This window comes from Streptomyces sp. NPDC054770 (assembly GCF_053611985.1).
Map to the genome: position 1 here is coordinate 1 of NZ_JBSHBL010000121.1, position 23,572 is coordinate 23,572.

20 protein-coding genes and 3 pseudogenes are annotated in these 23,572 nt (G+C 70.2%); 11 read left to right on the forward strand and 12 right to left on the reverse strand.

Annotated features, from left to right (window positions below; all coding sequences use genetic code 11):
• Positions 1-166 precede the first annotated feature (166 nt).
• Positions 167-685, forward strand: coding sequence for a DUF4240 domain-containing protein (locus tag ACWGKQ_RS48740; protein WP_453298573.1), 519 nt, complete (start codon positions 167-169; stop codon positions 683-685).
• Positions 686-704: 19 nt separating this feature from the next.
• On the opposite strand, the gene ACWGKQ_RS48745 is transcribed toward ACWGKQ_RS48740, so the two are convergent.
• Positions 705-944, reverse strand: a complete 240-nt coding sequence (locus ACWGKQ_RS48745) for a hypothetical protein (protein ID WP_453298556.1) — start codon at positions 942-944, stop codon at positions 705-707.
• Between the two features lie 72 nt (positions 945-1,016).
• On the reverse strand, positions 1,017-1,931 hold the full coding sequence (locus ACWGKQ_RS48750) for a peptidoglycan recognition protein family protein (protein WP_453298557.1): 915 nt from the start codon (positions 1,929-1,931) through the stop codon (positions 1,017-1,019).
• Between the two features lie 190 nt (positions 1,932-2,121).
• Here ACWGKQ_RS48750 and ACWGKQ_RS48755 point away from each other — a divergent pair, with 190 nt between their 5' ends.
• On the forward strand, positions 2,122-3,306 hold the full coding sequence (locus tag ACWGKQ_RS48755; protein ID WP_453298558.1) for a MarP family serine protease: 1,185 nt from the start codon (positions 2,122-2,124) through the stop codon (positions 3,304-3,306).
• A gap of 48 nt (positions 3,307-3,354) precedes the next feature.
• Here ACWGKQ_RS48755 and ACWGKQ_RS48760 read toward each other — a convergent pair whose 3' ends face one another.
• On the reverse strand, positions 3,355-3,843 hold the full coding sequence (locus ACWGKQ_RS48760) for an N-acetyltransferase family protein (RefSeq protein ID WP_453298559.1): 489 nt from the start codon (positions 3,841-3,843) through the stop codon (positions 3,355-3,357).
• Between the two features lie 72 nt (positions 3,844-3,915).
• On the opposite strand from ACWGKQ_RS48760, the gene ACWGKQ_RS48765 reads away from it, so the two are divergent.
• Together ACWGKQ_RS48765 and ACWGKQ_RS48770 are read left to right on the forward strand one after the other, a co-directional pair.
• The gene (locus tag ACWGKQ_RS48765) at positions 3,916-4,809 is read left to right on the forward strand and encodes a TIGR01777 family oxidoreductase (protein WP_453298560.1); all 894 of its coding nucleotides are present in this window, start codon (positions 3,916-3,918) and stop codon (positions 4,807-4,809) included.
• Between the two features lie 160 nt (positions 4,810-4,969).
• Positions 4,970-6,328 carry an FAD-dependent oxidoreductase gene (locus ACWGKQ_RS48770; RefSeq protein WP_453298561.1) on the forward strand — a complete coding sequence of 453 codons (1,359 nt, stop codon included), beginning with the start codon at positions 4,970-4,972 and terminating at the stop codon, positions 6,326-6,328.
• Between the two features lie 523 nt (positions 6,329-6,851).
• Here the strand turns inward: ACWGKQ_RS48770 and ACWGKQ_RS48775 are convergent.
• Entirely contained in the window at positions 6,852-8,333 is a 1,482-nt protein-coding gene (locus ACWGKQ_RS48775; protein ID WP_453298562.1) for a regulator, read from the reverse strand.
• A gap of 248 nt (positions 8,334-8,581) precedes the next feature.
• Between ACWGKQ_RS48775 and lipB the strand changes: the two genes are divergently transcribed.
• From lipB to ACWGKQ_RS48795, 4 genes are all read left to right on the forward strand, one after another.
• Positions 8,582-9,385: a lipoyl(octanoyl) transferase LipB gene (gene lipB, locus ACWGKQ_RS48780; RefSeq protein WP_453298563.1), complete on the forward strand. Its 804-nt coding sequence runs from the start codon at positions 8,582-8,584 to the stop codon at positions 9,383-9,385.
• A gap of 152 nt (positions 9,386-9,537) precedes the next feature.
• A complete protein-coding gene (gene lipA / locus ACWGKQ_RS48785) occupies positions 9,538-10,503 on the forward strand; it encodes a lipoyl synthase (protein ID WP_453298564.1) in 966 nt (321 codons plus the stop codon).
• 249 nt (positions 10,504-10,752) lie between these two features.
• The gene (locus tag ACWGKQ_RS48790; protein WP_089101191.1) at positions 10,753-10,950 is read left to right on the forward strand and encodes an SCO2195 family GlnR-regulated protein; all 198 of its coding nucleotides are present in this window, start codon (positions 10,753-10,755) and stop codon (positions 10,948-10,950) included.
• A 70-nt stretch (positions 10,951-11,020) separates the two neighbouring features.
• Complete coding sequence (locus tag ACWGKQ_RS48795; RefSeq protein ID WP_350788875.1) at positions 11,021-11,725, forward strand: DUF4191 domain-containing protein; 705 nt, start codon at positions 11,021-11,023, stop codon at positions 11,723-11,725.
• A gap of 1,492 nt (positions 11,726-13,217) precedes the next feature.
• Here ACWGKQ_RS48795 and ACWGKQ_RS48800 read toward each other — a convergent pair.
• The 3 pseudogenes from ACWGKQ_RS48800 to ACWGKQ_RS48810 form a co-directional block, all read right to left on the reverse strand.
• Positions 13,218-13,712: pseudogene (locus ACWGKQ_RS48800) on the reverse strand (recombinase family protein); the annotation flags it as partial.
• Between the two features lie 338 nt (positions 13,713-14,050).
• Positions 14,051-14,957: pseudogene (locus tag ACWGKQ_RS48805) on the reverse strand (IS256 family transposase); the annotation flags it as partial.
• 167 nt (positions 14,958-15,124) lie between these two features.
• Positions 15,125-15,506, reverse strand: a pseudogene (locus tag ACWGKQ_RS48810) (transposase); the annotation flags it as partial.
• 364 nt (positions 15,507-15,870) lie between these two features.
• Here ACWGKQ_RS48810 and ACWGKQ_RS48815 point away from each other — a divergent pair.
• Complete coding sequence (locus ACWGKQ_RS48815) at positions 15,871-16,305, forward strand: hypothetical protein (RefSeq protein ID WP_453298565.1); 435 nt, start codon at positions 15,871-15,873, stop codon at positions 16,303-16,305.
• 25 nt (positions 16,306-16,330) lie between these two features.
• Here the strand turns inward: ACWGKQ_RS48815 and ACWGKQ_RS48820 are convergent, their stop codons facing one another.
• A complete protein-coding gene (locus ACWGKQ_RS48820) occupies positions 16,331-18,784 on the reverse strand; it encodes an NACHT domain-containing protein (RefSeq protein ID WP_453298566.1) in 2,454 nt (817 codons plus the stop codon).
• A 613-nt stretch (positions 18,785-19,397) separates the two neighbouring features.
• On the opposite strand from ACWGKQ_RS48820, the gene ACWGKQ_RS48825 reads away from it, so the two are divergent.
• Positions 19,398-20,489 (forward strand): right-handed parallel beta-helix repeat-containing protein, encoded by a 1,092-nt coding sequence (locus ACWGKQ_RS48825; protein ID WP_453298567.1) that lies wholly within the window; start codon positions 19,398-19,400, stop codon positions 20,487-20,489.
• Positions 20,490-20,531: 42 nt separating this feature from the next.
• Positions 20,532-21,596 carry a methyltransferase gene (locus ACWGKQ_RS48830; protein WP_453298568.1) on the forward strand — a complete coding sequence of 355 codons (1,065 nt, stop codon included), beginning with the start codon at positions 20,532-20,534 and terminating at the stop codon, positions 21,594-21,596.
• Positions 21,597-21,677: 81 nt separating this feature from the next.
• Here the strand turns inward: ACWGKQ_RS48830 and ACWGKQ_RS48835 are convergent, their stop codons facing one another.
• The 4 genes from ACWGKQ_RS48835 to ACWGKQ_RS48850 form a co-directional block, all read right to left on the reverse strand.
• Complete coding sequence (locus tag ACWGKQ_RS48835) at positions 21,678-22,010, reverse strand: TcmI family type II polyketide cyclase (RefSeq protein WP_453298569.1); 333 nt, start codon at positions 22,008-22,010, stop codon at positions 21,678-21,680.
• Between the two features lie 34 nt (positions 22,011-22,044).
• Positions 22,045-22,524 carry an SRPBCC family protein gene (locus tag ACWGKQ_RS48840; protein ID WP_453298570.1) on the reverse strand — a complete coding sequence of 160 codons (480 nt, stop codon included), beginning with the start codon at positions 22,522-22,524 and terminating at the stop codon, positions 22,045-22,047.
• A 1-nt stretch (position 22,525) separates the two neighbouring features.
• Positions 22,526-22,777 carry an acyl carrier protein gene (locus ACWGKQ_RS48845; RefSeq protein WP_453298571.1) on the reverse strand — a complete coding sequence of 84 codons (252 nt, stop codon included), beginning with the start codon at positions 22,775-22,777 and terminating at the stop codon, positions 22,526-22,528.
• Between the two features lie 46 nt (positions 22,778-22,823).
• The coding region (locus ACWGKQ_RS48850) for a beta-ketoacyl synthase N-terminal-like domain-containing protein (protein ID WP_453298572.1) at positions 22,824-23,572 on the reverse strand (749 nt) is incomplete at its 5' end.

The following is a 23,572-nucleotide window of genomic DNA, read 5'->3' on the forward strand; positions in this document are numbered from 1 at the left end:
GTCCGGCACCCGCTGCCGGACCGCGCCGTCGGCGTCTGCTGAACGCAGGGCACTGCGTCTACTGCACGCGGGGCGGCGGCGCCCGCTGCGCGCGGGGCGGCGGTGGATAACAATCCGCACCACTCCGCGTGCGCCCCCGCCGCCCAGGCACGATGCTGGACCCGTGATGGACGAGACGGAGTTCTGGGAGCTGGTCGACGCGACCCGACAGGCCGCCGAGGGCGACCCCGAGGAGCAGGCCGACCTGCTCGTGGAGCGGTTGCTCCAGCTGGAGCCGGACCTGGTCCTGGACTTCGCCCGTCACTTCGAGGCCCGCTACAACCGCGCCTACCGCTGGGATCTGTGGGGCGCCGCCTGGGTCCTGCTGGACGGGGCCAGCGACGACGCGTTCGACTTCTTCCGGTGCTGGCTCATCGCCCAGGGCCGGGAGATCTTCGAGGGTGCCCTGCACGACCCGGACGCGCTGGCGGAGCTGCTGGACGACTTCGACGAGGAGATCGACGGCGACGGCGAGGAGCTGGGGTACGCGGCGGACGAGGCGTACGAGCAGCTGACCGGGACCGTGGCGCCGGACCTGGGCATCGCCCCCGCGCCCTCCGAGCCCGAGGGCACCCCGGTCGACCTGGAGAACGAGCGGGTGCTCGCCGAGCGGTTCCCCAGACTCTGGGACCGCTTCAAGGAATAGGGGAACAGGCGAGCAGGGGTCAGACGGCGGTACGGCGGCGGGTCGCGTCGGACGGGATGTAGGCCTGCGTCTGCTCGGCCCTGACCGGGTGGTGCATGGGTGCCGCGTTGGCCTGGTCGAGGGCGGACGCGGTGACCGCGGCCGGGCCGAGGACGACCGTCGCGACCGCGCAGACCACGGCCCAGGCTCCCCGGGACGACGTGGTCCAACCGGCCTTCTCCGTGGCGTCCTCACGGGCTTCGCTACGACTGCTGTTCATGATCCCCACCTCCAGTCGGCTGCTGATGTCCCCGACGGTAGGACGCGCGGATCTGAAGGGCCTGCGTGCCGCCTATGGCGTTCCTGTGGACGCTTTCGCGGGTGGTCCGAGCGGGGGTGACAGGGAAGTCGTCAGCGGGGCCGTCAGGGGGGCCGTCAGGGGCGTTTCCATGAGTGTTCGCAGGGGGGTTCCCGCCTGGGCCGCCCTGCCCTGGAGCCGGGCCGCCGTCTCCCTGATCTCCGGGAGGCGGGCGACGAGGGCGGCTCCGGGGCAGTTGGTCATGTAGCCGTCCTGGTGGCCGGCCACGGCCGGCAGGGCGACGACCGCGCCCTCCTGGTAGCGGCTGCGGCCGTTGCTGGAGACCAGGACGGCGCTGCCGCGCGGGTCGACGTCGGCCAGCCCGAGTTTCCAGGCGGCGACGGCGGCGATCGAGTCGGCCATGGCGCGCGGCACCGGCACCCCCGCGGTGAAGGTGCCGAGGGCCGCGATGCCGGCGGTGCGGTGGTTGAAGCCCTGGGTGTGGGCGCCGGTGACGGCCCGCTCGGCGCCGCCCGCGCGGCCCTCGTAGATGGTGCCGCACCGGTCGACGAGGAAGTTGTAGCCGATGTCGTCCCAGGCGCGGTCGCCGGTCTGGCCGGTGTACAGGCGGCGGATGATCTCGGGCACCTGGGCGCAGGAGTAGCCGTTGGGCGAGTCGGTGTGGTGCACGAAGACGGCGACGACCTTGTCGTCGTAGCGCGGCGGCGGCTGGGTGCGGCGGACGGTGTCGTTCAGCCAGGCCGAGCGCGGCACGATGGGCGGCCGGGGTGCCTGGTAGCGGGTGGCGGGGCTGGCGGGCGCGGGCGCGGCCAGGCGGATCGCGACCGGGCGGTCGGCGCCCCGGGTGCACAGCACCAGCGCGAGGACGGCGGCGAGGCCGGGCAGGCAGCCGAGCAGCGTCAGGGCGGTGATCCTGGTGCGCCGCCCCGCTCGTGGGATGACACGCATGGCACCCACTCTCGGGTTGATCGACTCCGCCCGCGATGTGTGCTGTGCCACCTGGTGGAACCATCGTCCTGGTCCGGGGCGTTTCAGGGGGTACACGCACGCGTGGCCGGTTCCCGGAGTCCTCGCGCGCGTGAACTGATCACCGGACCTGTCCCGGCCGTATTAAGGGCACCGAGAGAAAGGCGGCTCCGTGGACCTGCTCGACCTGGTGCTGGTACTCGTGGTCCTCGTCTACGCGGCGTCCGGTTACCGGCGCGGGCTGGTGGCCGGCTGTGTCTCGCTGGCCGGGTTCGTGGGCGGCGCGGTGATCGGCGTGTGGGTGCTGCCATGGGTGATGGAGCTGGTCACGCGCGGGACGGCGACGGCGACGGTGGTCGCGGTGCTGACGGTGCTGGTGCCGGGGGTGGTGGGGCACGAGCTGGCGGGGCGGCTGGCGCTGCGGCTGCGCCGGGAGCTGGACCGGGGGCCGCTGCGGGTGGCGGACGGGATAGGCGGGGCGGTCGCCAACTCGGTGGCGGTGCTGATCGTGGCCTGGGTGGCGGCGAGCGTCCTCGCCGCGTCCTCGTCGCCGGTGGTGACGACGGCGATCCGGGACTCGAAGCTGCTCGGCGCCGTGCAGAACACCATGCCGGACACCACGCCGGCCTGGTTCTCGCGGGCCACCTCGGCGCTGACCGAGGCGGGTTTCCCGCAGGTCTTCAACCCGTTCGAGAACGAGTCGACGGCCCAGGTCGCCAAACCCTCCGGCGACAACGTCACGGCGGCCGCCACCAGCGCGGCCAAGCGCAGCACGGTCAAGATCGAGGGTTCCTCCGGCACCCAGGGCCGGGAGGGCAGCGGGTTCGTGTTCGCGCCGGAGCACGTGATGACCAACGCGCACGTGGTGGCCGGCATCGACAACCCGAGCGTGCGGATCGGCGGGGTCGGGCCGTCGTACGACGCGGAGGTCGTCCTCTTCGACCCGGACCGGGACGTGGCGGTGCTGTACGTGCCGCAGCTGCGGGCGCCGGTCCTGCGGTTCGACACCACGGCGGCGCGCGGGAACTCCGCGGTGGTGGCCGGCTATCCGCAGGACGGCGACCTGAACCTGCAGGCGGCCACGGTGGCGAACAAGGTGGAGGCCACCGGCCAGAACATCTACAACGACGCCACGGTGACCCGGGAGATCTACTCGATCCGCTCCACGGTCCGCCCGGGCAACTCGGGCGGCCCGCTCCTGACCACCGGCGGCAAGGTGTACGGCGTGGTGTTCGCCCGCTCCACGTCCGACGACGAGACGGGGTACGTGCTGACCGCCGACGAGGTGGCCACGGACGCCACGCGCGGGGCGAGGGCCACGTCGCCGGTGGACACCGGCAACCTGATCACGCCCTGACCGTCACAGCGGTCACCGTCACAGCATTCGCCGTCACAGCAGTCGCCGTCACAGCAGTCGGCCCATGACCACGTCGTCGACGTACGCGCCGTCCAGGAAGAACTCCCCCGGCAGCACGCCCTCGACGGCGAAGCCCTCCGACTCGTAGAGCCGGCGCGCCGGGGTGTTGTGCCCGAGGACGCCGAGCCGGATCCGGCGGGCGCCGCGGCGGCGGGCCTCCTCCATCGCCGCCCGCAGCAGCGCCCGGGCCACGCCAAGACCGCGGGCCGGCTCGGCGACCGCGAGGCCCTGGATCTGCCGGACGTGCGCGTTGGAGGCGATCTTGTAGGCGCGGCCGAGGCGGACATAGCCGACGATGCGCCGGTCGACCTCGGCGACCAGCGTGTCCTCGGGGGCGTGCCGCTCGCTGAAGAAGGGGTCGTACGGCGGCTGCGGCGCGGGCATCACCGCGTGCAGGTACGACCAGGTGGCGCGGTCGAGAGCGGCGAGTTCCTCGTCGTCGTCGGGCAGGGCGGTGCGTATGTACGGATCCGGCATGCGGTCACCCTAAGTCGGCCGGAACCGGGGCCCCACGGGTTTTCTCCCGCCGGTCCCGGCATGCTGGGACCCATGGAACGTTCTCGTATCGCGGTGGCCGGCGCGTCCGGTCTCATCGGCAGCGCCCTGGTGCGGTCCCTGCGGGCGGACGGGCACGAGGTGGTGCGCCTGGTGCGGCGCGCGGCCCGCGGCGCCGGGGAGGTCTGCTGGGACCCCGGGGGGCAGTACGTGGACACCGCGGGGCTGGCCGGCTGCGACGCGGTGGTGAACCTCGCCGGGGCCGGGATCGGCGACCGGCGCTGGACGGCCGCCTACAAGCGGGAGATCCGGGACAGCCGGGTGCTGGGCACGGCCGCGCTGGCCGAGGCCGTGGCGGCCCTGCCGGACCCGCCGCGGGTGTTCGTGAGCGGCAGCGCGATGGGCTTCTACGGTGACACCGGCGACCGGGCCGTGGACGAGGACGCCCCGCCCGGGGACGGTTTCCTGCCGTCGCTGTGCGTGGAGTGGGAGGAGGCGGCGGCCCCGGCGCAGGAGGCGGGCGTACGGACGGTGTTCACGCGCACGGGCCTGGTGGTGGCCCGGGGCGGCGGGGCCTGGGGCCGGCTGTTCCCGCTCTTCCAGGCGGGACTCGGCGGCCGGCTGGGCGACGGCCGCCAGTACTGGTCGTACATCGCGCTGCACGACGAGGTGGCCGCGATCAGGTTCCTGATGGACACCGAGGGGCTCTCGGGCCCCTTCAACCTCACCGCGCCCCACCCCCTGACGAACCGTGAGATCACCGCGGCGATGGCCCGGGTGCTGCGCCGCCCGGCCCTCTTCCCGGTGCCCTCCCCCGTGCTCCGCGCGGCGCTCGGCGAGATGGCCGGGGACGTGCTGGGCAGCCAACGGGTGGTGCCGAAGCGGCTGCTGGAGTCGGGGTTCACCTTCGCGTTCCCGGGCATCGAGGACGCGATCCGCGCGGCCTGACGACCCCTGTGACCGTATGCGACCGGCGTGCGACCGTGCCCTGTTCATGCGCGACTGTCATTGACCGATCACCGCCCTAACCTCGACCCGAACTCGGGTATCCCCGGAGCCTGTTGGGGGCATCACGTCTCCACCGGACGCGCAATCGAGGAGGGGCCTCGTGCATGAGCCCGCGTACCAGGCGGACGTCGTCATCGTGGGGGCCGGTATCGCCGGACTCTCCGCGGCTCATCGGCTGAACAGCGCAGGAGTAACGACCGCGGTCCTGGAGGCCGCCCCTTACGTGGGCGGCCGCATGTCGACGGAGAAGGTCGACGGCTTCCGGCTCGACCGGATCGGCCAGCTCCTGTCCACGTCCTATCCGGAGCTACGCCTCGCCCCGGGACTGGACGCTCTGGTGCTACGCCGGTACGCGCCCGGCGTGCTGCTGCATCGCGACGGGCGCAGGCACCGGGCGGGCGCTCCGGCGGGAGGCGGAAGCGCGAGGGGCGCACTGTACGCCGTGCGCGCCCTGGCAAGCGCCCCCAGGGGCGGCTCACCGGTGGCGCCGCCCCGGGCGACCGCACCGATGGGCGGCGCGGTCGACCAGGCCCGCCTGGGCGCCGCGCTGGGCCGCATCGCCTCCACTCCCGTCGAACGGATCCTGGCCCGCCCCGAACTCCCCGCCGCGCACGCCCTCGCGGAGCGCGGGGTGCCCGCCCGTACGATCGACGGCTTCCTGCGCCCGCTGCTCGCGGCCCTGCTCTGCGACCCCGAGCTGACGACGTCCAGCCGCTGCGCGGACCTCGCCCTGCGCTCCTTCGCGAGCGGGCGGCTGTGCGTGCCGGAGGGAGGCGCCGAGGTCCTCCCCGACCTCCTCGCCCGCGCTCTGCCGCCCGGCACCGTCCACACCGGCGTACGGGTCACCTCGGTCTCGACGACATCCGTGACAACGGCCGAACACGGCGAGATCCAGTGCCGGGCGGTCCTCCTGGCGACCGACGCCCGGGCCGCCGCCGAACTGCTCCCGGGCCTGCGCGTCCCGGACTTCCACCAGGTGACGGTGGTCCACCACACCACGGACGAACCGTTGACCCTGACGACCGGAACGTCGCTCCTGCTGGACGCCGACCGGGGCGGCCCCGTCTCCCACACCTCCGTCGTCAGCAACATCGACCCGACCCGGGCCCCGCAGGGCCGCGCCCTGATCTCCTCCACCCTCCTCGGCACACCCCCCAAGGACGTCGACACGGCAACCCGCATGCACCTCTCCCGCCTCTACGGCACGTCGACGCGCCGCTGGGAGACCCTCGCGGTCCACCACACCCCCGAGGCCATCCCCGCCATGCGCCCCCCGCACGACCTCCGCCGCCCCGTCCGCCTCCTCGCCGGCCTCTACGTCTGCGGCGACCACCGCGACACCAGCACAGTCCAGGGAGCCCTGCACTCAGCCCACCGAGCAACAGCAGCAATATTGACGGACCTCACAGCATCGGGCTCCCTGAACAGGGCGGAACCTTTGCAACGCCGGGCCGCATAACGCCCCGTCAGGGGCGCGGGGCTGTATCCCATTTGCGGCTCCACCGCGGCGGAAAGAAAGGTAAGCCGCACAGCGCCCCCTCAGGGGCGCGGGGAACTGCGCGACCAGCCACGACGGCGCCGCACCAGGCAGACGACCGGAACCGGCAACGGCGAGCGACAACGGCCGGCCCGGCACCGCCGGACAACGCCGTCGCGGCTGATCACCGTTGCGGCGGAAAGGAAGGTAAGCCGCACAACGCCCCGTCAGGGGCGCGGGGCTGTATTCCATTTGCGGCTCCGCCGCGTGGGCGCGACCAGCCACGACGGCGCCGCACCAGGCAGACGACCGGAACCGGCAACGGCGAGCGGCAACGGCCGGCCCGGCACCGCCGGAGAACGTCGTCGTGGGTGATCACCGTTGCGGCGGAAAGGAAGTCAAAGCCGCCGGGCAGGACTGAAGCACCGGAGTGGCGAGCCGAGTGGGAAATCGGCTCGCCTGGCGCAACACCCCCCGGCCGCAGCCCAGCGCAGTGCAACGCCTCTCAGCTCAATGCCGCGACCTTCTCCCGGTAGCCCTTCACCGGTGCCGCGTCCTTGTAGGGCTCCAGGCGGCGTTCGAAGTCCTTGACGTATTCGATGGCGCGGACCGACCGCATCTCCGCCGCAGCCCCCGCCGCCTCCACACCGAGCGCGCATGCCTGGTCGAGTTCGCCCAGGCCCAGGCGGGCCGTGGCGAGGACGACGCGGCAGAAGAGGCGGCTGCGGGCGTAGGAGGGCGCACGGAGTTGCAGGGAGCGTTCGGCGTGCTGGGCGGAGGCCCGGAACTGCTGGAGGTCGCGGTGGCAGTGGCCGAACTCGTCGGCCAGTTGCGCCTCGTCGAAGAAGCGGGCCCAGTAGGGGACTTCGTCGCCGGGTCGGGCCGCCTCCAGGGCGCGTTCGGCGCGGACCAGCGCACCGGTGCAGGCGCGCACCTCGCCGAGGACCCCGTGGGCGCGTGCCTCGGCCGCGTGGAGCAGGGCCTGGACGACCGGTGGGGCGCTGGTGCCCACCCCCTGCTGGGCGACGCGGGCGAGCTGCACCGCCTCCCTGCCGTGGCCGAGGTAGACCGCCTGGCGGCTCATGGTGACGAGGACGTAGGAGCCGTAGGACCGGTCCCCCGCCGCCTGGGCGAGCCGCAGGGACTGCACGAAGTAGCGCTGGGCGAGGCCGTGCGCGGCGATGTCGTACGACGTCCAGCCCGCGAGCCGGGTCAGGTCGGCCGCCGCGCCGAACAGCCTGCGGCCGGTCTGCTCGCCGTACGTGCCGCGCAGCATCGGCTCGCACTCGTGCTCCAGGTAGCGGACCAGGGCCTGCCGGGCATGGCCGCCGCCGTACTGGTCGTCGAGGGAGCGGAACAGTTCGCCGACCGAGCGGAGCGCGGCGATGTCGCCGCCCGTCACCTTCTGGCCGGGCCCGCGTTCGGCCTGCCCGCGCGGCCGCACCGGTGCGAGCGGTACCGGCTTGGGCGGGGCGGGCCGGGTCTGCGCCGGCACCCGGGCGACCGCCGGTGCCGGTGCCGGTGCCGGTTCGCCACGGGCCACCCGGTCGTCGGCGCGGCCGATCAGCCAGTCCCTGCTGGGCACGACCAGCCCGGCCGGGGTGAAGGCGATCTTGCGGAGCTCGGCGTGGCTGCCGGAGTCCTTGCGCCACAGGCCGCTGACGATGTCGACGGCCTCCTCGGGGGTGGCGGCGAACTCCAGCCCGGCGTACACCGGGGCGCAGGCGTCGAGGCCGAGGTCCTGGGCGGTGAGCCGGCGGCCGAGGCGCCGGGTGAAGACCTCGGCGATCAGGGCGGGCGTGGTGCCCCGGGGCTGCTGGCCGCGCAGCCACCGGGTGACCGACGTCTTGTCGTATCTGAGATCCAGCCCGTGTTCGAGGCCGAGTTGGTCGACGCGACGGGCCAGACCCGCGTTGGAGAACCCCGCTTCTGCGATGAGCGCGGCGAGCTGGCGGTTGGGGGTGCGCTGCGCGGGTCGGTCCGTCATCTGCGGTGCGGTCTCCTGCCTTCGGACTCAGCTCGGTCGCTTGTGCCCGGATTGCCGGTGAGCAGCCCTTTTGGCACTCATGGACGGCGCGAATGTAGCGGAGAGTGAGCAGTCGATCGCACATCTCGACGTTCATTCATCCGATCGTGTGAGAATTAACCCCGGGGCTGACGCGCGGCGGGCGGACGTACAGTGGCTTGGGCGCGTTACGTGCCTGACACACCCATCGCCCGAGGGAGGCGCTTGCCGTGAGTGAGTTGCGGTTCGTCCGCATGGGGTTCGGCGCGGATGCCGTCGAGTACCAGGAGGCCTGGGACGAGCAGCGCCGGGTGCACGCGGCGCGCTTCACCGACGAGGCGCCCGACACGGTCCTGCTGCTCGAACACCCCCCGGTGTACACGGCTGGCCGCCGCACCGCGGACAACGAACGACCGCTCGACGGCACCCCGGTCATCGACGTGGACCGCGGCGGCAAGATCACCTGGCACGGCCCTGGCCAGCTGGTGGGCTACCCGATCCAGAAGCTCCCGCGCCCCGTGGACGTGGTCGCGCACGTCCGGCGCCTGGAGGAGGCGCTGATCCGCGTCTGCGCCGAGTTCGGCCTGGAGACCACCCGGGTCGAGGGACGCAGCGGCGTGTGGGTGCTCGGCGACCCGGTCGAACAGCGGCCGCAGGCCCTCGGCGGGCTCTCCCTGGACTTCGACCCCCGGCTGACGGACGACGAGTTCGACCCCCGCCTCAACGGCCCGGAGTACGCACCCTCCAACGCCGGCCAGCGCCGCGAGGACCGCAAGATCGCCGCCATCGGGATCCGGGTGGCCAAGGGCGTGACCATGCACGGTTTCGCCCTCAACGTGAACCCGGACAACAAGTGGTTCGACCGGATCATCCCGTGCGGCATCCGGGACGCGGGCGTCGCCTCCCTCGCCGGCGAGCTGGGCCGGGACGTGACGATCGAGGAGGTGCTGCCGGTGGCGGAACGGCACCTGAAGGACGTACTGGAGAACGCGGAACTGAAGCCGAGGGTGATCGAGAAGGCACCGGCGGCATAAAAATCAGCCCGTCCGGCGTTCGAGGACGAGGCCGAAGGCCGAAAGCGGGGTCCGGGGGCGGCAGCCCCCAGGGGTCAGCACCAACTCCGGGCATTCAAATCCACGGGCGTACCCTGAAGGTCGCCGAAGAATCAATCGCTAGGGAGCCGGTCGTGTCCGCAGTCTCACCCGACGGACGCAAGATGCTGCGCCTGGAGGTCCGCAACGCCGAGACCCCCATCGAGCGCAAGCCCGAGTGGATCAAGACGCGGGCGAAAATGGGCCCCGAGTACACGAAGATGCAGAACCTCGTGAAGAGCGAGGGCCTGCACACGGTCTGCCAGGAAGCCGGCTGCCCCAACATCTACGAGTGCTGGGAGGACCGCGAGGCGACCTTCCTCATCGGCGGCGACCAGTGCACCCGGCGCTGCGACTTCTGCCAGATCGACACCGGCAAGCCCGAGGCCCTGGACCGCGACGAGCCGCGCCGGGTGGGCGAGTCCGTGGTCACCATGGACCTGAACTACGCGACCATCACCGGCGTTGCCCGCGACGACCTGGCGGACGGCGGCGCCTGGCTGTACGCGGAGACGGTCCGCCAGATCCACGCGCAGACGGCGGAGCGCGAGGCCGGCCGCACCAAGGTCGAGCTGCTCGCCCCCGACTTCAACGCGGTCCCGGAGCAGCTGGCCGAGGTCTTCTCGTCCCGCCCCGAGGTCTTCGCGCACAACGTCGAGACCGTGCCCCGGATCTTCAAGCGGATCCGCCCCGGCTTCCGCTACGAGCGCTCGCTCAAGGTCATCACGGCCGCCCGCGACTACGGCCTGGTCACCAAGTCCAACCTCATCCTCGGCATGGGCGAGACCCGCGAGGAGGTCAGCGACGCGCTGCGCCAGCTGCACGAGGCCGGCTGCGAGCTGGTCACCATCACGCAGTACCTGCGCCCGAGCGTGCGGCACCACCCCGTGGAGCGCTGGGTCAAGCCGCAGGAGTTCGTGGAGCTGAAGGAGGAGGCCGAGCAGATCGGCTTCTCCGGTGTCATGTCCGGCCCGCTCGTCCGGTCCTCGTACCGCGCCGGCCGCCTGTACCAGATGGCCGTGGAGAAGCGTGGCGCGTTCGTCGCCGTGCAGGCGGTCTGACGGACGCGGTCCGGCCCCGGCCGCCGAGCGTGTGAATTCACGCACAAACTATTACCGGTCAGTAGTGACCGAATGGACGCGGTCCTGACCGTCCTCGCTGATGAGGGCGTACGTCAGGACCGCGTCAGCGTTCCGGGCCCGCGCATCAAGGCTTCATTGGCGTTTGACCGGTCGGTCACGCCCTGGTAACACCGAACAGTGACCCTGGTATCACAGCACGTACACCCACTTCGAGGGGGGACCTCCACCATGCAGGCCGCGCCCGTTCGCGCCACCGCGATCCCGTCCTTCACCGACGCGCTGCGCGCCGTCGAGTCTCTCCTCATGAGCGGCGGTCAGCGCACCGCCCGCCAGAACGCCTGGACCTCCGTACTGGAGGACCGCCGTCGCGCCAAGGACCGCGTCGAGGCCCAGCACTTCCTCGAGCAGGCCGCCGGCCGCTCCTGACGCCCCCTTCCGCGGCCCTGCCGGGACACTGCCGTCGTCGGCACTCCCGGGGCCACGTAGACTTCGGGGCATGGCGAGGAAGGAACCCGCAGCGGACGCTGCGAATGCCGGACGACTGAAGCAGATCGTCCTGACGTACAAGATGACGCGCAAGGCCGACAAGACGATCGGCCTGGTGCTTGCCGGTGTCGGTCTCGGCACCCTTGCCGTCTTCCTCGTGATCGGCTTCCTGATCGGCCACCCGGTCTATCTGGGCATCCTGGGCCTGCTGCTCGCCTTCCTCGCGACGGCGATCGTCTTCGGCCGACGGGCCGAGCGGGCGGCCTTCGGCCAGATGGAGGGCCAGCCGGGCGCCGCGGCCGCCGTTCTGGACAACATCGGGCGAGGCTGGACCACGACGCCGGCGGTGGCGATGAACCGCAGCCAGGACGTGGTGCACCGGGCGGTCGGCAAGGCCGGCATCGTCCTGGTCGCCGAGGGCAACCCGAACCGGGTGAAGACCCTGCTGGCCGCCGAGAAGAAGAAGATGGCCCGGATCGTGGCCGACGTGCCGGTGCACGACGTGATCGTGGGCACGGGTGAGGGCCAGGTCTCACTGAAGAAGCTGCGGACCACGATGCTCAAGTTCCCGCGGGTGCTGACCGGTCCCCAGGTGACGACGACCAACGACCGGCTGCGGGCGATGGGGGACCTGATGTCCAACATGCCGCTGCCCAAGGGGCCGATGCCTGGACGTGGCGGTAGCGGTCGCTCCCCCCGGATGCCGCGAGGATGACACCCGGCCTCACCTCTCCGCTCATCTCCATGGGCGGCAAGGGGTGAGGCTCAGCGGGAGGCATGCCCTCGCAGTTCTCCAGGGCACCCATGAGTTCTTCCCAGAGACCGGACGCAGTCCAGCGCCGCCAGTGCCCGCGCAGCCCCGTCGAGCCGTATTTCCTATCGAGCTCAGGCCAACGGGCACCGGTACGCGCCTTCTCCAAGAACGCTTCCAGCACGACGCGCGGAGCGAGCCCGCCTTTCTGGCGAGCGGTGAGACTACCGCCCGGGAAGCGAGCTGATGGCACGACCCGATCCCAAGCTTCGTCCGTGAGCGTCGGGACCGGGCGCCCGTGCTTCCGGAACCACTCCGCCACCGAGCAGACAAGCCCCTTGCGCATCGGCGGATGAGGGCCGGTTACCTTGATGCGGATGTTGAGGAGTTCCATGAACTCCTGCTGCTGTTCGTCGGAGAGCTCTTCCAGACGACGGTGTGCCATCTCCGCGAGAGCCTGAAGGTTCTTCGCGCGCTCCTCCCCCATGGCCACCTCAGCCTTCCAAGCGGCGACCTCTTCCCGCGTCTTCTCCAGTTGCGCCAGTTCCTCCATCAAGGGCTTCACGGCCCGCTCAACGGCGGCTTCGGCTTCCTTCGGAGTGCGCCCCTTGCGCAGTTCCCGCTTGGTGACCACGACAGTCGTGACGTCGATCGTGTCGCCCTGCTCCGCGATGTGCTGATCCAGTTCGGCGAGCCTCGAAGTCAAGTCAACGTTCTGTCCGACCGTCGTTCCCACCCATTCCTCAGCCATGGTCCGCAGGCGCTCGGCGTCACCGAGGAGTTTGCAGACCTCCGTCCATGCCCACTTCTCCACCCCGCCGGCGTCGATCTGAGAGCAGGAACAGGTGGGCGCGCCGGGATAGGCCTCGGCTTTGCCCGTGCAGCGGTAGTGACGAGTCGTTGCGTGAGTGCGAGTAGCCCCGACATAGTGCTTGTCACACGGGCTCATGATCCGGCCCGAGAGCGAGTACACGCGTCCGGGACCCGCAGTTGCACGAGCAGGCTTGGCGGTCGCTCGACGCAGCTCGGCGACCTCGTCCGGGGTGAACATGGGGTCCAGCTCCATGACGATGCTCTCACCCCACACAGGACGACCGTCCGGCCCCAGTTCGGCATTCTTGACGTTCCTGAAGATGAACCGGCCGTTCAGCAGATCCTCGTTCATCAGCCGCGCACGGATGTTGGCGTGGCTCCAGGGCTTCCCGGACCGGTTCAGCAGTCCTTCAGCATTGAGACTCAGAGCCACTTTTCGCCAGTTTCCCCGGAACTTGACTGCGAACACCCGCGCCCTACGAAGCACCACACCTTCATGAAGGGTCGTACAAGGAGAAATTCGCGAGCAGTTCTCCTCACCATCACATTCATCGATGACGAGCTTCTGCTCACCCTTCTTCCCCTGGTTGGCGATCCGGTATCCATATCGAGCCTGACCACCAGGAAACCCGCCGCCTTCCGCCTTCTCCTGAATTCCCCCTTGCGTACGACTGCGGATATTCTCGCGCTCATCCTCTGCATAGCCGGCATCCTTTCGCATCTTCGAGCGTCCGGAGGCCGTTGAATTGTCGTAGTCATCCTTGACGACAGCAACGAAGATCCCGAGTTCTTCGAGATCCCAGACCCAGCGCCAGAACGCCCGGCCGGTACGACCGATAGCCCGGCCTTCGTTCACCGCCACCATGTCGAAGGGGCGAGGCTCGCGGTGAGCATCCTCCATGAGCCGCTTCAGGTCGCCCCGCTCGTGAGCCTCCAGGCTGCCGCTCACACCTTCGTCGGTGTAGGTGCCAACATGGTTCCAACCCTTGCGCTCGATGTAGCGCGCGGTCTTCTTGGACGTGTAGGCGACGCCGTAGCCCTTGGCCTGATCTTCGGTCGAAACCCTCAGGTAGTCGACCGCCCGGAGCGCGGTCGCCCCTGCTGCCACATCGATTGAGGATGTGAGAGTCTTGCCCATGTCAGTCCCTCCAGACTGGCCAGACCCCGGAGCGCGCCAACGCTGCCGGGGTCACCCATGTGCTGAATCGACTATACGTGATGATCGCCTCACTCGGACCCGAACAGAATTTCCAATATTCGACGATGCGCCGCTTGCGAGCCAGGCCGCTCCGTGGCACGCCAAATGACCTTGCGACCAGGAGTCGTTTCACCGGGATCCTGCGGCCCCTCCCAACCGAATTCCGGTACTCGACCGATTTTCTCTGTACTTCCGACTCATCCCCCAGCCCCCCCATTCGTCGGCCAACACCTTCGCGGGGGTCTGTGTAGCGAACGGTGGAACTCGGTCGGTTTTCTTCAGCGACGGCCGGCGGTGAGCCAGCCGTCGAAGGTGATGTCGAAGGCTTGGAGAGCGGCCTTCCAGCGCATGGTCCAGCGTTTGCGTCCGGTGCCGGTCGGGTCCGGGCTCATGACGGCCAGGTAGACGCATTTGAGGGCGGCCTGGTCGGTGGGGAAGTGCCCCCGGGCCCGGACGGCCTTACGGATCCTCGCGTTGATGCTCTCGATCGCGTTCGTGGTTCAGACGATCTTGCGGATCTCCACGTCGAACTGGAGGAAGGGAACGAACTCCGCCCAGGCCGCCTCCCAGAGCCGGACGATAGCCGGATACTTCCCGCCCCAGACGTCGGTGAACTCCATGAACCGCTCCAGCGCGGCGTCCTCGGTCGGCGCGGTGTAAGACGGGCCTGAGCGTCTTCGCGATCTTCTCCCAGTCCTGCCGGGCCGCGTAACGGAAGCTGTTCCGCAGCAGGTGAACGACGCAGGTCTGGACGATCGTTGCAGGCCAGACGGTATTCACGGCGTCCGGGAGACCGGTCAGGCCGTCGCAGACCAGCATCAGGACATCAGCCGCGCCGCGATTCTTGATCTCGGTCAGGACCTGGAGCCAGTACTTCGCACCTTCACCACCGTCGCCGATCCACAGACCCAGAATGTCCCGGTGCCCCTCGGCAGTGACCGCCGGCGCCATGTAGACGGGCCGGTTGGCGACCTGCCCGTCCCTGACCTTCACGTTCACACAGTCGATGAAGACGACCGGGTAGACGCTGTCCAACGGGCGGTTCTGCCATTCCGCCATGCCGGCCATCACGCTGTCGGTAATCGTGGAGATCGTGGACTTGGAGATCTCCGCGCCGTACACCTCGGCGAGATGTGCGGAGATCTCCCCATGCGTCAGCCCCTTTGCCGACAGCGACAGGACCATCTAATAGCTCGTCGGTGGGCCCGTGCGTGAGAGTGCAAGGGCTCCCGACCCGTGCGATGCAGGCCTACCGCCGTTCCGGGACGAAGATCCCCAGGGCTAGACCGGCCACGTCCACGGCGGCGTCGCCTGGCGGAGGCCTGAGGACCATTCGGGACGTGATCCCCGAGACGAGACAGGCCCTGCCCGGCGCCGCCGGCCCTTCTTGACCAGCTCGGGCTCGAACGCCCCCGCCCGCTCCCGTGGCACCGAGATTTCGACCGGCCCCGACTCGGTGATCACCGTCGTGGGCCGACGCCCGTTGCGGTAGTTCTCCCTGCCACCCTCAGCCCGCTCGCCGGGCTCATGTCCCAGATGATCAGTGAGCTCGCCCTCCAGCGCAGATTCCAACACCCGCTTGGTCAGCAGTTGCAGGAGGCCACCCTCCCCGGTGAGCTTCACGCCACCGGCCTGAGCCCGGGCAACCAACTCGGCGACCAGCCCGTCATCCACGGCGCTCGCCCCACTCACAGGGGCCTTCCCAGCCTCGCTGTCACTCGTCACGTCAGTCATCAACTGTCGCTTCCAGCACGGGAGTTACACCGCTCACCGTACAGACCCCGCTGAGCGTTTAGCCTCCCTGACCATTCCTGCAGGTCAGGGCGAGACCTTCGGAGTGAACGCAAAGGCAACCCTGGAGAACCCTGCCCAAGGGGCCGATGTCCTCCGACAGGTGATCTTGATCGTTTGTCAGGTGGCATTGACGGCTGGCGAGGGGATGGGTCACATCCCGTAGGCCTTTTCGACCTCCGTCAGCTCTCCGCTTCAGAAAGAGCCTTGAACTGGGGGCACGTTGCCGTTGGACGGGGCATGCTCTGTGGACGTGTTGCCCCGTGCGTGAGCGAGCGCGGTTACCCGACAGGTGAGAGGAGTGGTGATGGATCCGATCTCAGCAGCTGCGCTGGCTGCTCTGGCCGGGGGTATCGGCGGCGAGGCTGGTCGGCATGCGTGGCAGGCGTTGAGCGCGCTGATCCGCCGCCCGTTCCGGCAGGGCGAGGCCGACGATGCGCCCGTGGTGAGTTCCGGTGACGCCGAACTCACGGCGCTGGCGCAGGATCCCGGCGAGTTGGAGCGAGCTCAGCGGTTGAGCACGGCCCTTGCTGTGCGCGCTGCGCTCGACGCGGAGTTTCGCCTCGCCCTGGAGAGCTGGTGGCGGCAGGCGGAGTCGGTGTGCACGGGTGAAGGTGCGGTGACGAACCAGGTCAGCGGGGGCACGCAGTACGGCCCTGTCGTCCAGGGCAGGGACTTCTCCGATCTCACCATCACCGCGCACGCGACGCCTTCCGCCACGGGTGACTCGCAAGGGGATTGAACCGGCGTCGCCGACGGGAGTTGGCTCACGTCCTTCCGGCGAGCCGACGCTGCAGTTCGGCGTGACGGAGCTGGTAAGTGGCTCCGACCTGCCGAAGCACTCCCCGCCGATGTGCATCCGCAAGAAATGACATCAACCGCCATGGCACTTGGCCACGCAGGGCGAGCCACCATCGGGCGAGCGTGAACGATCCGTACCTGGCCTGGAGGAAGCCCCAGGCCAGACCAGTAGCCAGCCCGTCAGCCACCCCGGTCAGGGCCCCCCGCCATGGCCCCAGGACCGATGCGATGACGACAGAGGCGGCGAGGCCGATGGCAAGGCCACCCGCCATAGCGGTGGTCCAGAACGTGACGCGGTCCTGGTCCAGTACGGTCTGCGGATCCGCAGCAACCGTCGCCTCTGCCGGCTTGGCCTCCAGCCCTGCGCCGAAGGAACCGCCAGCGGCAGCGACCACCCCCGACACCAGCCCGCTGAACAGACCTGTCTGCAGGGCGACCGCGATCCCGATGGCGAGACCGCCCCCTAGGCCGGTGAGGATGCCGAGCGGTGACCAGCGGAGTCCTCGCGCCGGAAGGCGGCTGTGGCCCAAGGTGACCACGCAGGCGGCGGCGACGCCGAAACCGACGCTGTTGACCAGCGACGCCGAGTCCCCCATCTCGGGTTCGCCGACGAACGCCCCAACGAAGGACGCTGCGATACCGCCTGCCAGCCCGGCCCGGAAACCACCCAGGAACCCTGGCACCAGGCCCAGCGCGAGCCCGCTGACGAAATACCCCGCCGGGCTGTGGATCCCGAGCACGAAGCGCATGCCGAGTCCGAACGCGGATCCGAGGACGCTGCCGATCAAACCTCCCGCTAGCCCACGGTTGAAACTCCGGGCAGGCGGACTCCACCGCCGGCCGATCATTGCCACGGTGACGCCGACGAGCATGCCGACCCCGAGCCAGGCGCCGAACGGCATCAGCACACCGGCCGGCACCGCCACGAGTCCAACGGTCGCTCCCACCAGAATCCTTGGCGCCGCATCGGCAAGGTCCCACCACCTGAGGTCGGTGGTGCCCTGCTGGCGATGTTCCAGGTCACGGGCAAGAAAAGTCAGGAAGTGAGCCGCCTGCCCTCGTGTCCATCCGCGCCGTGATCCTGAAGGCCTGGCCGGTGCCAGGGCTGAGGTCCGGTGCCGCGTGTAGGAGGCGGGGATGAAAGCATCCAACAGATGCGCCCGGATCGCCGTGGGCGTGGGGAACTGAGAGCGGTCCAGGAGTTCGAACGGATGACCGGCGGGGGCGTGGTGCTCGTCCGGTGTGGGGCCCCGTTCGGAGTCCTGTACAAGGACGTGCGTGGAGTCCTGCGCTGGATCCAACGGGCGGCCGTGAAGCCCGGAGTCGTACGCAATGTCCTCCGCTGCGTCCGGCGAGGGGTTGTAGACGACGCGGGCGAGGTATGCCATCAGCGGCGTCGTGAACAGCTGGCCTAAGGGATGAAGGTCGTGCTCGGCGGCCAGCGCGGCAAATACCCCCCGCCAGCGGGCTTCGTTGGTCGGTCCGCCAGCGGAGTCCAGTAGGTACGACGCGATGATGTCCAGGGCCAGCGGCTCGATCTCGACGCCCGCCGCACCAGTCACGCGTACCTCGGGCCCTTTGCGGGGCCGGACTGTGGCGGCGAAGGGGTCGCTGCGCGAGCTGAGGACCATTCCGAGGTCCGGGCGGAGGCCAAGGGCGTCGTTGATCCGGGCGATCGCGCGCCCGCGCACGCGATCGGGTATCTCGTCCAAACCATCCAGCACCAACATGATCGCGTCGGCATCCAGCAGTTCCCGCCCCCTGTTGGCTCCCGTCCGGCCGGGTTCACTGAGCCATGGGTAGTCGATGCCCAGCCGCTGTTCCAGCCACAGATCAAGGTCTTCCCGGTCCGGGTCCCACGAGGCGAGTGATACGAGCACAGGCACCGGGTCCCCGTGGCGGCGGTGTGCGAGCAGGTCCAACACGAGCCGCACCAGCAGCATGCTCTTGCCGGAACCCGGTTCCCCGAGCACGACCAGGCGACCCGTGGGCACCCTGGTCAGCACCCTCACTAGATCCCCGCCGCCTCCGGACAGCGCCTCCGGCCCAGACGCCCAGCCGGACGGTGAGGCCGACGACGCCCGGCCGACTCCGGTGGTGGCCAGCCGGACCAGCGAACGCCAGGGCTCCATGAGCTGAGGAGGCGCGGGCCGCCATCGGACCGGAAGCGGATACGGATCGTTCAGTCGCCGCAAGGCCGCCTCCTCCCTCCACTGACGTTTGACGGCGACCGCGAGGTCGTCCGCCGCCTGGACCAGGGCCGCGTCCTCAGTCACCTTGGCCGGAGGATTGACGAATCCGTTGATTATGACGTCACCGAGAAAGTCCCGCCCCTGGATCACGGGCCCGCCGGCCCCCGAGAACTCGTTGCGGATGTCTCCGTCCCCTGTATTCCCCTCCCCTTGCACATCCCGCTCCACGAACGACCCCCTTCCGCCCGAAAGCCCCTACCGCGTCTCGCACCGGCACGCACGCTGCCCGCCGACCACCGCGCACGCGGCTAGCGAGCGGATCAGGTTGCCCAGCCACCCTCAACTCCGTGGAGCCCACGCACACTTGGCGACCATCCGGGCTCCGCTGGGCGGTACAGCCTCGGTGCTGGGGAACTCTCGTACTTCCGGCCTGATCGAGAAAGTCGTGGATGTTCTCCCCTGCGACGTCCCACAGGCACTTGCCCTCATCCATGAGGCCTACACTCCTCTGCGGTCCCCGGATGATCCTGCCGCACCGGCCGGGCGGTCACAATCGCCTGGCAAACAGTCAAGAACACATGTCAGACGACAGCCGATGCCGAGAGGCATGCGGATGCCCAAGGGTGGGCCGCGGGGGAAGTAGAGCACGCCCACGAGCTCGGGGCGCGGTGGTTGCGTGTGCGACCGCCGCGCCTTCGTGGTTTTTCGCGCCCGCGTGGCGGAGCCGCATATCGACACGGCCCCGCGCCCTACGGGGCGCTCGAAGCGTGGCCCCTGGTGACACGCCGCCGAACGGAGCATCCGGCCGTTAATCGGGTCATCTGCTCCTAACCTGCCAGATGTGACAAAACGCCATATCACATACCTCGCGTGCAGCGCCGCCCTGTGCGGCTCCCTCCTCGGCGCCGCTCCGGCGACCGCCACGCACCACGTGCTCCAGGTGCACCCGGGCGAATCCATCCAGAAGGCCGTCGACGCGGCCGCGCCCGGCGACACGGTCCTGGTGCTGCCCGGGACGTACCACGAGAGCGTCAAGGTGACCACGCCCGGCCTCACCCTGCGCGGCATGGGCCCGAGCACCGTGCTCCAGCCGGCCAAGAAGTCCAAGAAGGCCGTGAGCGGCACGAAGAAGGCCGCCCAGAAGTCCTGTGCCGAGATGGGCAACGGCATCTGCGTGGTCGGCACCAAGACGGAGCCCGTCGAGGACGTGACCGTCGCCCACCTGACCGTGACCGGGTTCTCCCGGACCGGCGTCATGGCCGTGGGCGCGGCCAACCTGCACGTGCACGCGGTGGCCGCCGTGAAGAACGGGCAGTGGGGTCTCGCCGAGGAGCGCTCGGTCCACAGCACGTACGGGAACAACATCGCCCGGAACAACGGCGACGCGGGCATCTTCCTCGCCAACTCCGTCACCACGGAGAAGGGCGCCGTGGACACCGCCGGCACGGTCGTCGAGCACAACCTCCTGGAGGGCAACCGGATCGGCGTCACCGTCCGCCGGCTGCGCAACCTCACCGTCGCGGACAACTCGGTCACCGGGAACTGCGCGGGCGTGTTCGTCGTCGGCGACGAGAACAAGCCGAAGGCCGGTCGCATCACCGTCGCCGACAACCAGGTCGTGAAGAACAACAAGTACTGCAAGAAGACCGCCCGGCTGTCCTTCCTGCAGGGCTCCGGCATCGTGCTGACCGGCGCCGAGGACACCCTGGTGACCGGGAACACGGTCACCGGCAACTCGGGCAAGTCCCCGCTGTCCGGCGGTGTCGTGATCTTCAAGAGCTTCGTGGGCGCCACCAGCGACAAGAACACCGTCAGCGGCAACAAGCTGTCGGGCAACGCCCCCGCCGACCTGGTCAACCAGGAAGCCGCCAAGCACGGCAACACCTTCAAGCAGAACACCTGCAAGAAGTCCAAGCCCGCGGGTCTGTGCTGACCTGACGGCCCTGCGACACCCCACACGGAAGGAAGGCGGCACATGACCGCACCAGCACGCGACCTCTCGACGCCGGCCAAGGGGCTGGAGGAGGACGCTCCGCCGCCGTCGATGCGGCTGCGCGAGCTCGTGTTCGGGGCGGCCTGTGCCGCCGCCGTCCGCGCGGCCGCCCGGCTGCGCGTCGCCGACGCGCTCGGGGACGCCCCGATGACCGTGGAAAGCCTGGCGTCCGCGGTGCGGACCGACCCCAAGCCGCTGCGCCGGCTGCTGCGCGCCCTGTCCTGCTACGGCGTCTTCGCCGAGCGGCCGGACGGGACGTTCGCCCACACCGAGACCTCCCGGCTGCTGCGCGAGGACGACCCGCACAGCCTGCGCTACATCGCCCTGTGGTGCACCGAGCCGTGGACCTGGGACGCCTGGCCGAAGCTCGACGAGGCCGTGCGCAGCGGCCGCAACGTCGTCGAGGACCTCTACGGCAAGGAGTTCTTCGTCTACCTCAACGAGGACGCGCCGGAGTCGGCGGACGTCTTCAACCGGGCGATGACCACCTCCAGCGAGCAGTCGGCCCGGGAGGTCGCGGCCCTGCTCGACCTGTCCGGCAGCCGGTCGGTCGCGGACCTCGGCGGCGGGCAGGGGCACGTGGTGGCCAGCCTGCTGGACAAGTACCCGGCGATGAAGGGCTACCTGCTGGATCTGCCCAAGGTGGTGGAGAAGGCGCTGCCCCGGCTGCGCGAGGGCGGGGACCTCGCGGACCGGGCGCGGATCGTGCCCGGGGACATCCGGGAGGCCGTGCCGGTCGACTCGGACGTCTACGTCATCAAGAACATCCTGGAGTGGGACGACGAGTCCACCGCGCGGCTGCTCGCCAACGTGACCGCGGCGGGCGGGCCCGGGGCCCGGGTGGTGATCATCGAGAACCTGGTCGACGACACCCCGTCGATGCGGTTCAGCACCGCGATGGACCTGCTCCTCCTGCTGAACGTCGGCGGGGCCAAGCACACCACCGACAGTATGGTGCGCCGGCTGACGGAGGCGGGCCTGAGCGTCGGCGACATCCGGCCGGTCAACCCGTACCTGCACGCCTTCGACTGCACGGTGCCCGCCTGACCCGGGTGCCCCGGCACACGCCGGTGCCGGGCCCGCGTGGTGTGCGGGTCCGGCACCGTTGGCGTACGGCGGTACGCGGGTTCACCCGCCGCCGTCGCGCTCCCAGAGGTAGAAGCGCTGGGCCATCGCGTCCTTCGGGGAGCGCCAGGTCTCCGGGTCGTACGCGCTGACGTACGCCTGGAGACGGTCGCTGACGTCCCTGAACTCGGGGTGCGAGGTGACCTTGGCGATGGCCGGTCCTGGCTCGCGCTCGGACTCGATGAGGTGCATGTACACATCACCGAACTGGAAGAGGCTGCGCCGGGTGACCCCGACGAGGTGCGGCAGTTCTCCCCGGTCGGAGTCCGCGAACACCTTCGCGATGTCGGGGGCGGAGCCCGGTGCCATACGGGCGACGATCAGGGCCTGGTGCACGTGTCTCTCCGTTCCTGTCTTCCTGACGGCCGGCTCAGTCGGCCAGGGCCGGGTCGGGGCGCCGGCCGGTGGCGGCCTTCTCGATCTTGTCCCGGATCAGGGCCATCTGGATCTTGGAGTTCTTGTTGATGTTGTCGGTCATCCACTCGTCGTCGACGGGCGCTTCCGGCTTCATCGCGAAGTCCTGGGTCCAGACCATCCGGGTGCCGGCGGGGACTTCCTCGTACTGCCAGAGGATGTCCATGTGCGCGAACGGGCCGGTCTCGACCCGGCGGGCCTTCACCCGGAGGTGGGCGCGGTCCGTCTCGCGCTCGGAGACCCAGCTCCACACCTTGCCGTTGTCGTCGGGGTGCATGGTCAGCCGGAAGGTGACCTTGTTCCCCGTCTCCTCCAGGATCTCGGCGCTGGCGTACTCGCTGAACAGCTGGGGCCAGTTGGCCACGTCGTTGGTCATGTCCCAGACCAGGTCGACGGGCGCGGCGATGGTGATCTCGTTCTGGGTGTGTCCGGTCATGTCAGGCTCCCGCGGGCATGGCGCTGTTGACGAGGTCGAGGAACTGGCGGGGCGTCCTGCACCGCTCGGCGTCCACCGGCATCGGCACGCCGTGCCGGTTCTCCAGCTCGCCGACGATGCCGAGCAGGCCGAGCGAGTCGACGCCGAGGACGTCGAATCCGCTGTCGGCCCGGTCCTGGAGGTCGGCCGGGGAGACGGTGATGCCGGCGGCCTTCTTCATGAGTTCGGACAGTTCGTCCACGGTGATGCTCATAGGAACTCCTTCTGCTTCGCTGCCGGGGGCAGCTGGTGTGTTCGACTCACTCGGCCGCGCCGTGGCGCAGCACGAGCGCCGAGTTCGACCCCATGAGGCCCCGGCTGAGCACCAGTGCCGTGCGTGGCTGCGCGGCACGGGCGCTGCCGGTCACGAGGTCGAGGTCGTGGCAGATGTCGAAGACGCCCGGGGTCGGCGGGATCAGCCCGTGTTCCATCGCCAGCACCGCGGCGGCGGTGTCGAGGACGGGGGCCGCGCAGTAGCCCCGGCCGATCCCGGTCTTGGGTGCCGTGACGGGCACGCGTCTGCCGTGCGCGCCCAGCACGTCGGTGATGGCCAGCGCCTCCGCCCGGTCGGCTTCGGGTACGCCGAGGGCGTCGGCGAAGACCACGTCGACCTCCTCGGGAGCGCAGCCGGCCTCGGCCAGCGCCCCGCGGATCGCCTGGGCGAGCCCGGCCCTCGACTCGGCCCAGCGGGAGGCCCCGGTGAAGGTCGACGCGTGGCCGTCGAGGGTGGCCCGGACCGGCAGCCCGCGCCGGCGGGCCGAGCCGGTGTCCTCCACGACGAGCATGGCGCCGCCCTCGGCCGGCACGAACCCGCAGGCCTGCTCGGTGAACGGGCGGTAGGCGCGGGCCGGGTCGGTCTCCCGGCTGAGCTCCTCGTAGCCGAGCTGGCAGACCACCGAGTACGGAGCTATCGGTGCCTCGGTGGAGCCGGCCACGATGACGTCCGTACCGCGCCGCACCGCGCGGGCGGCGTGGGCGAGGGCGTCCAGGCCGCCGGCCTCGTCGGCGG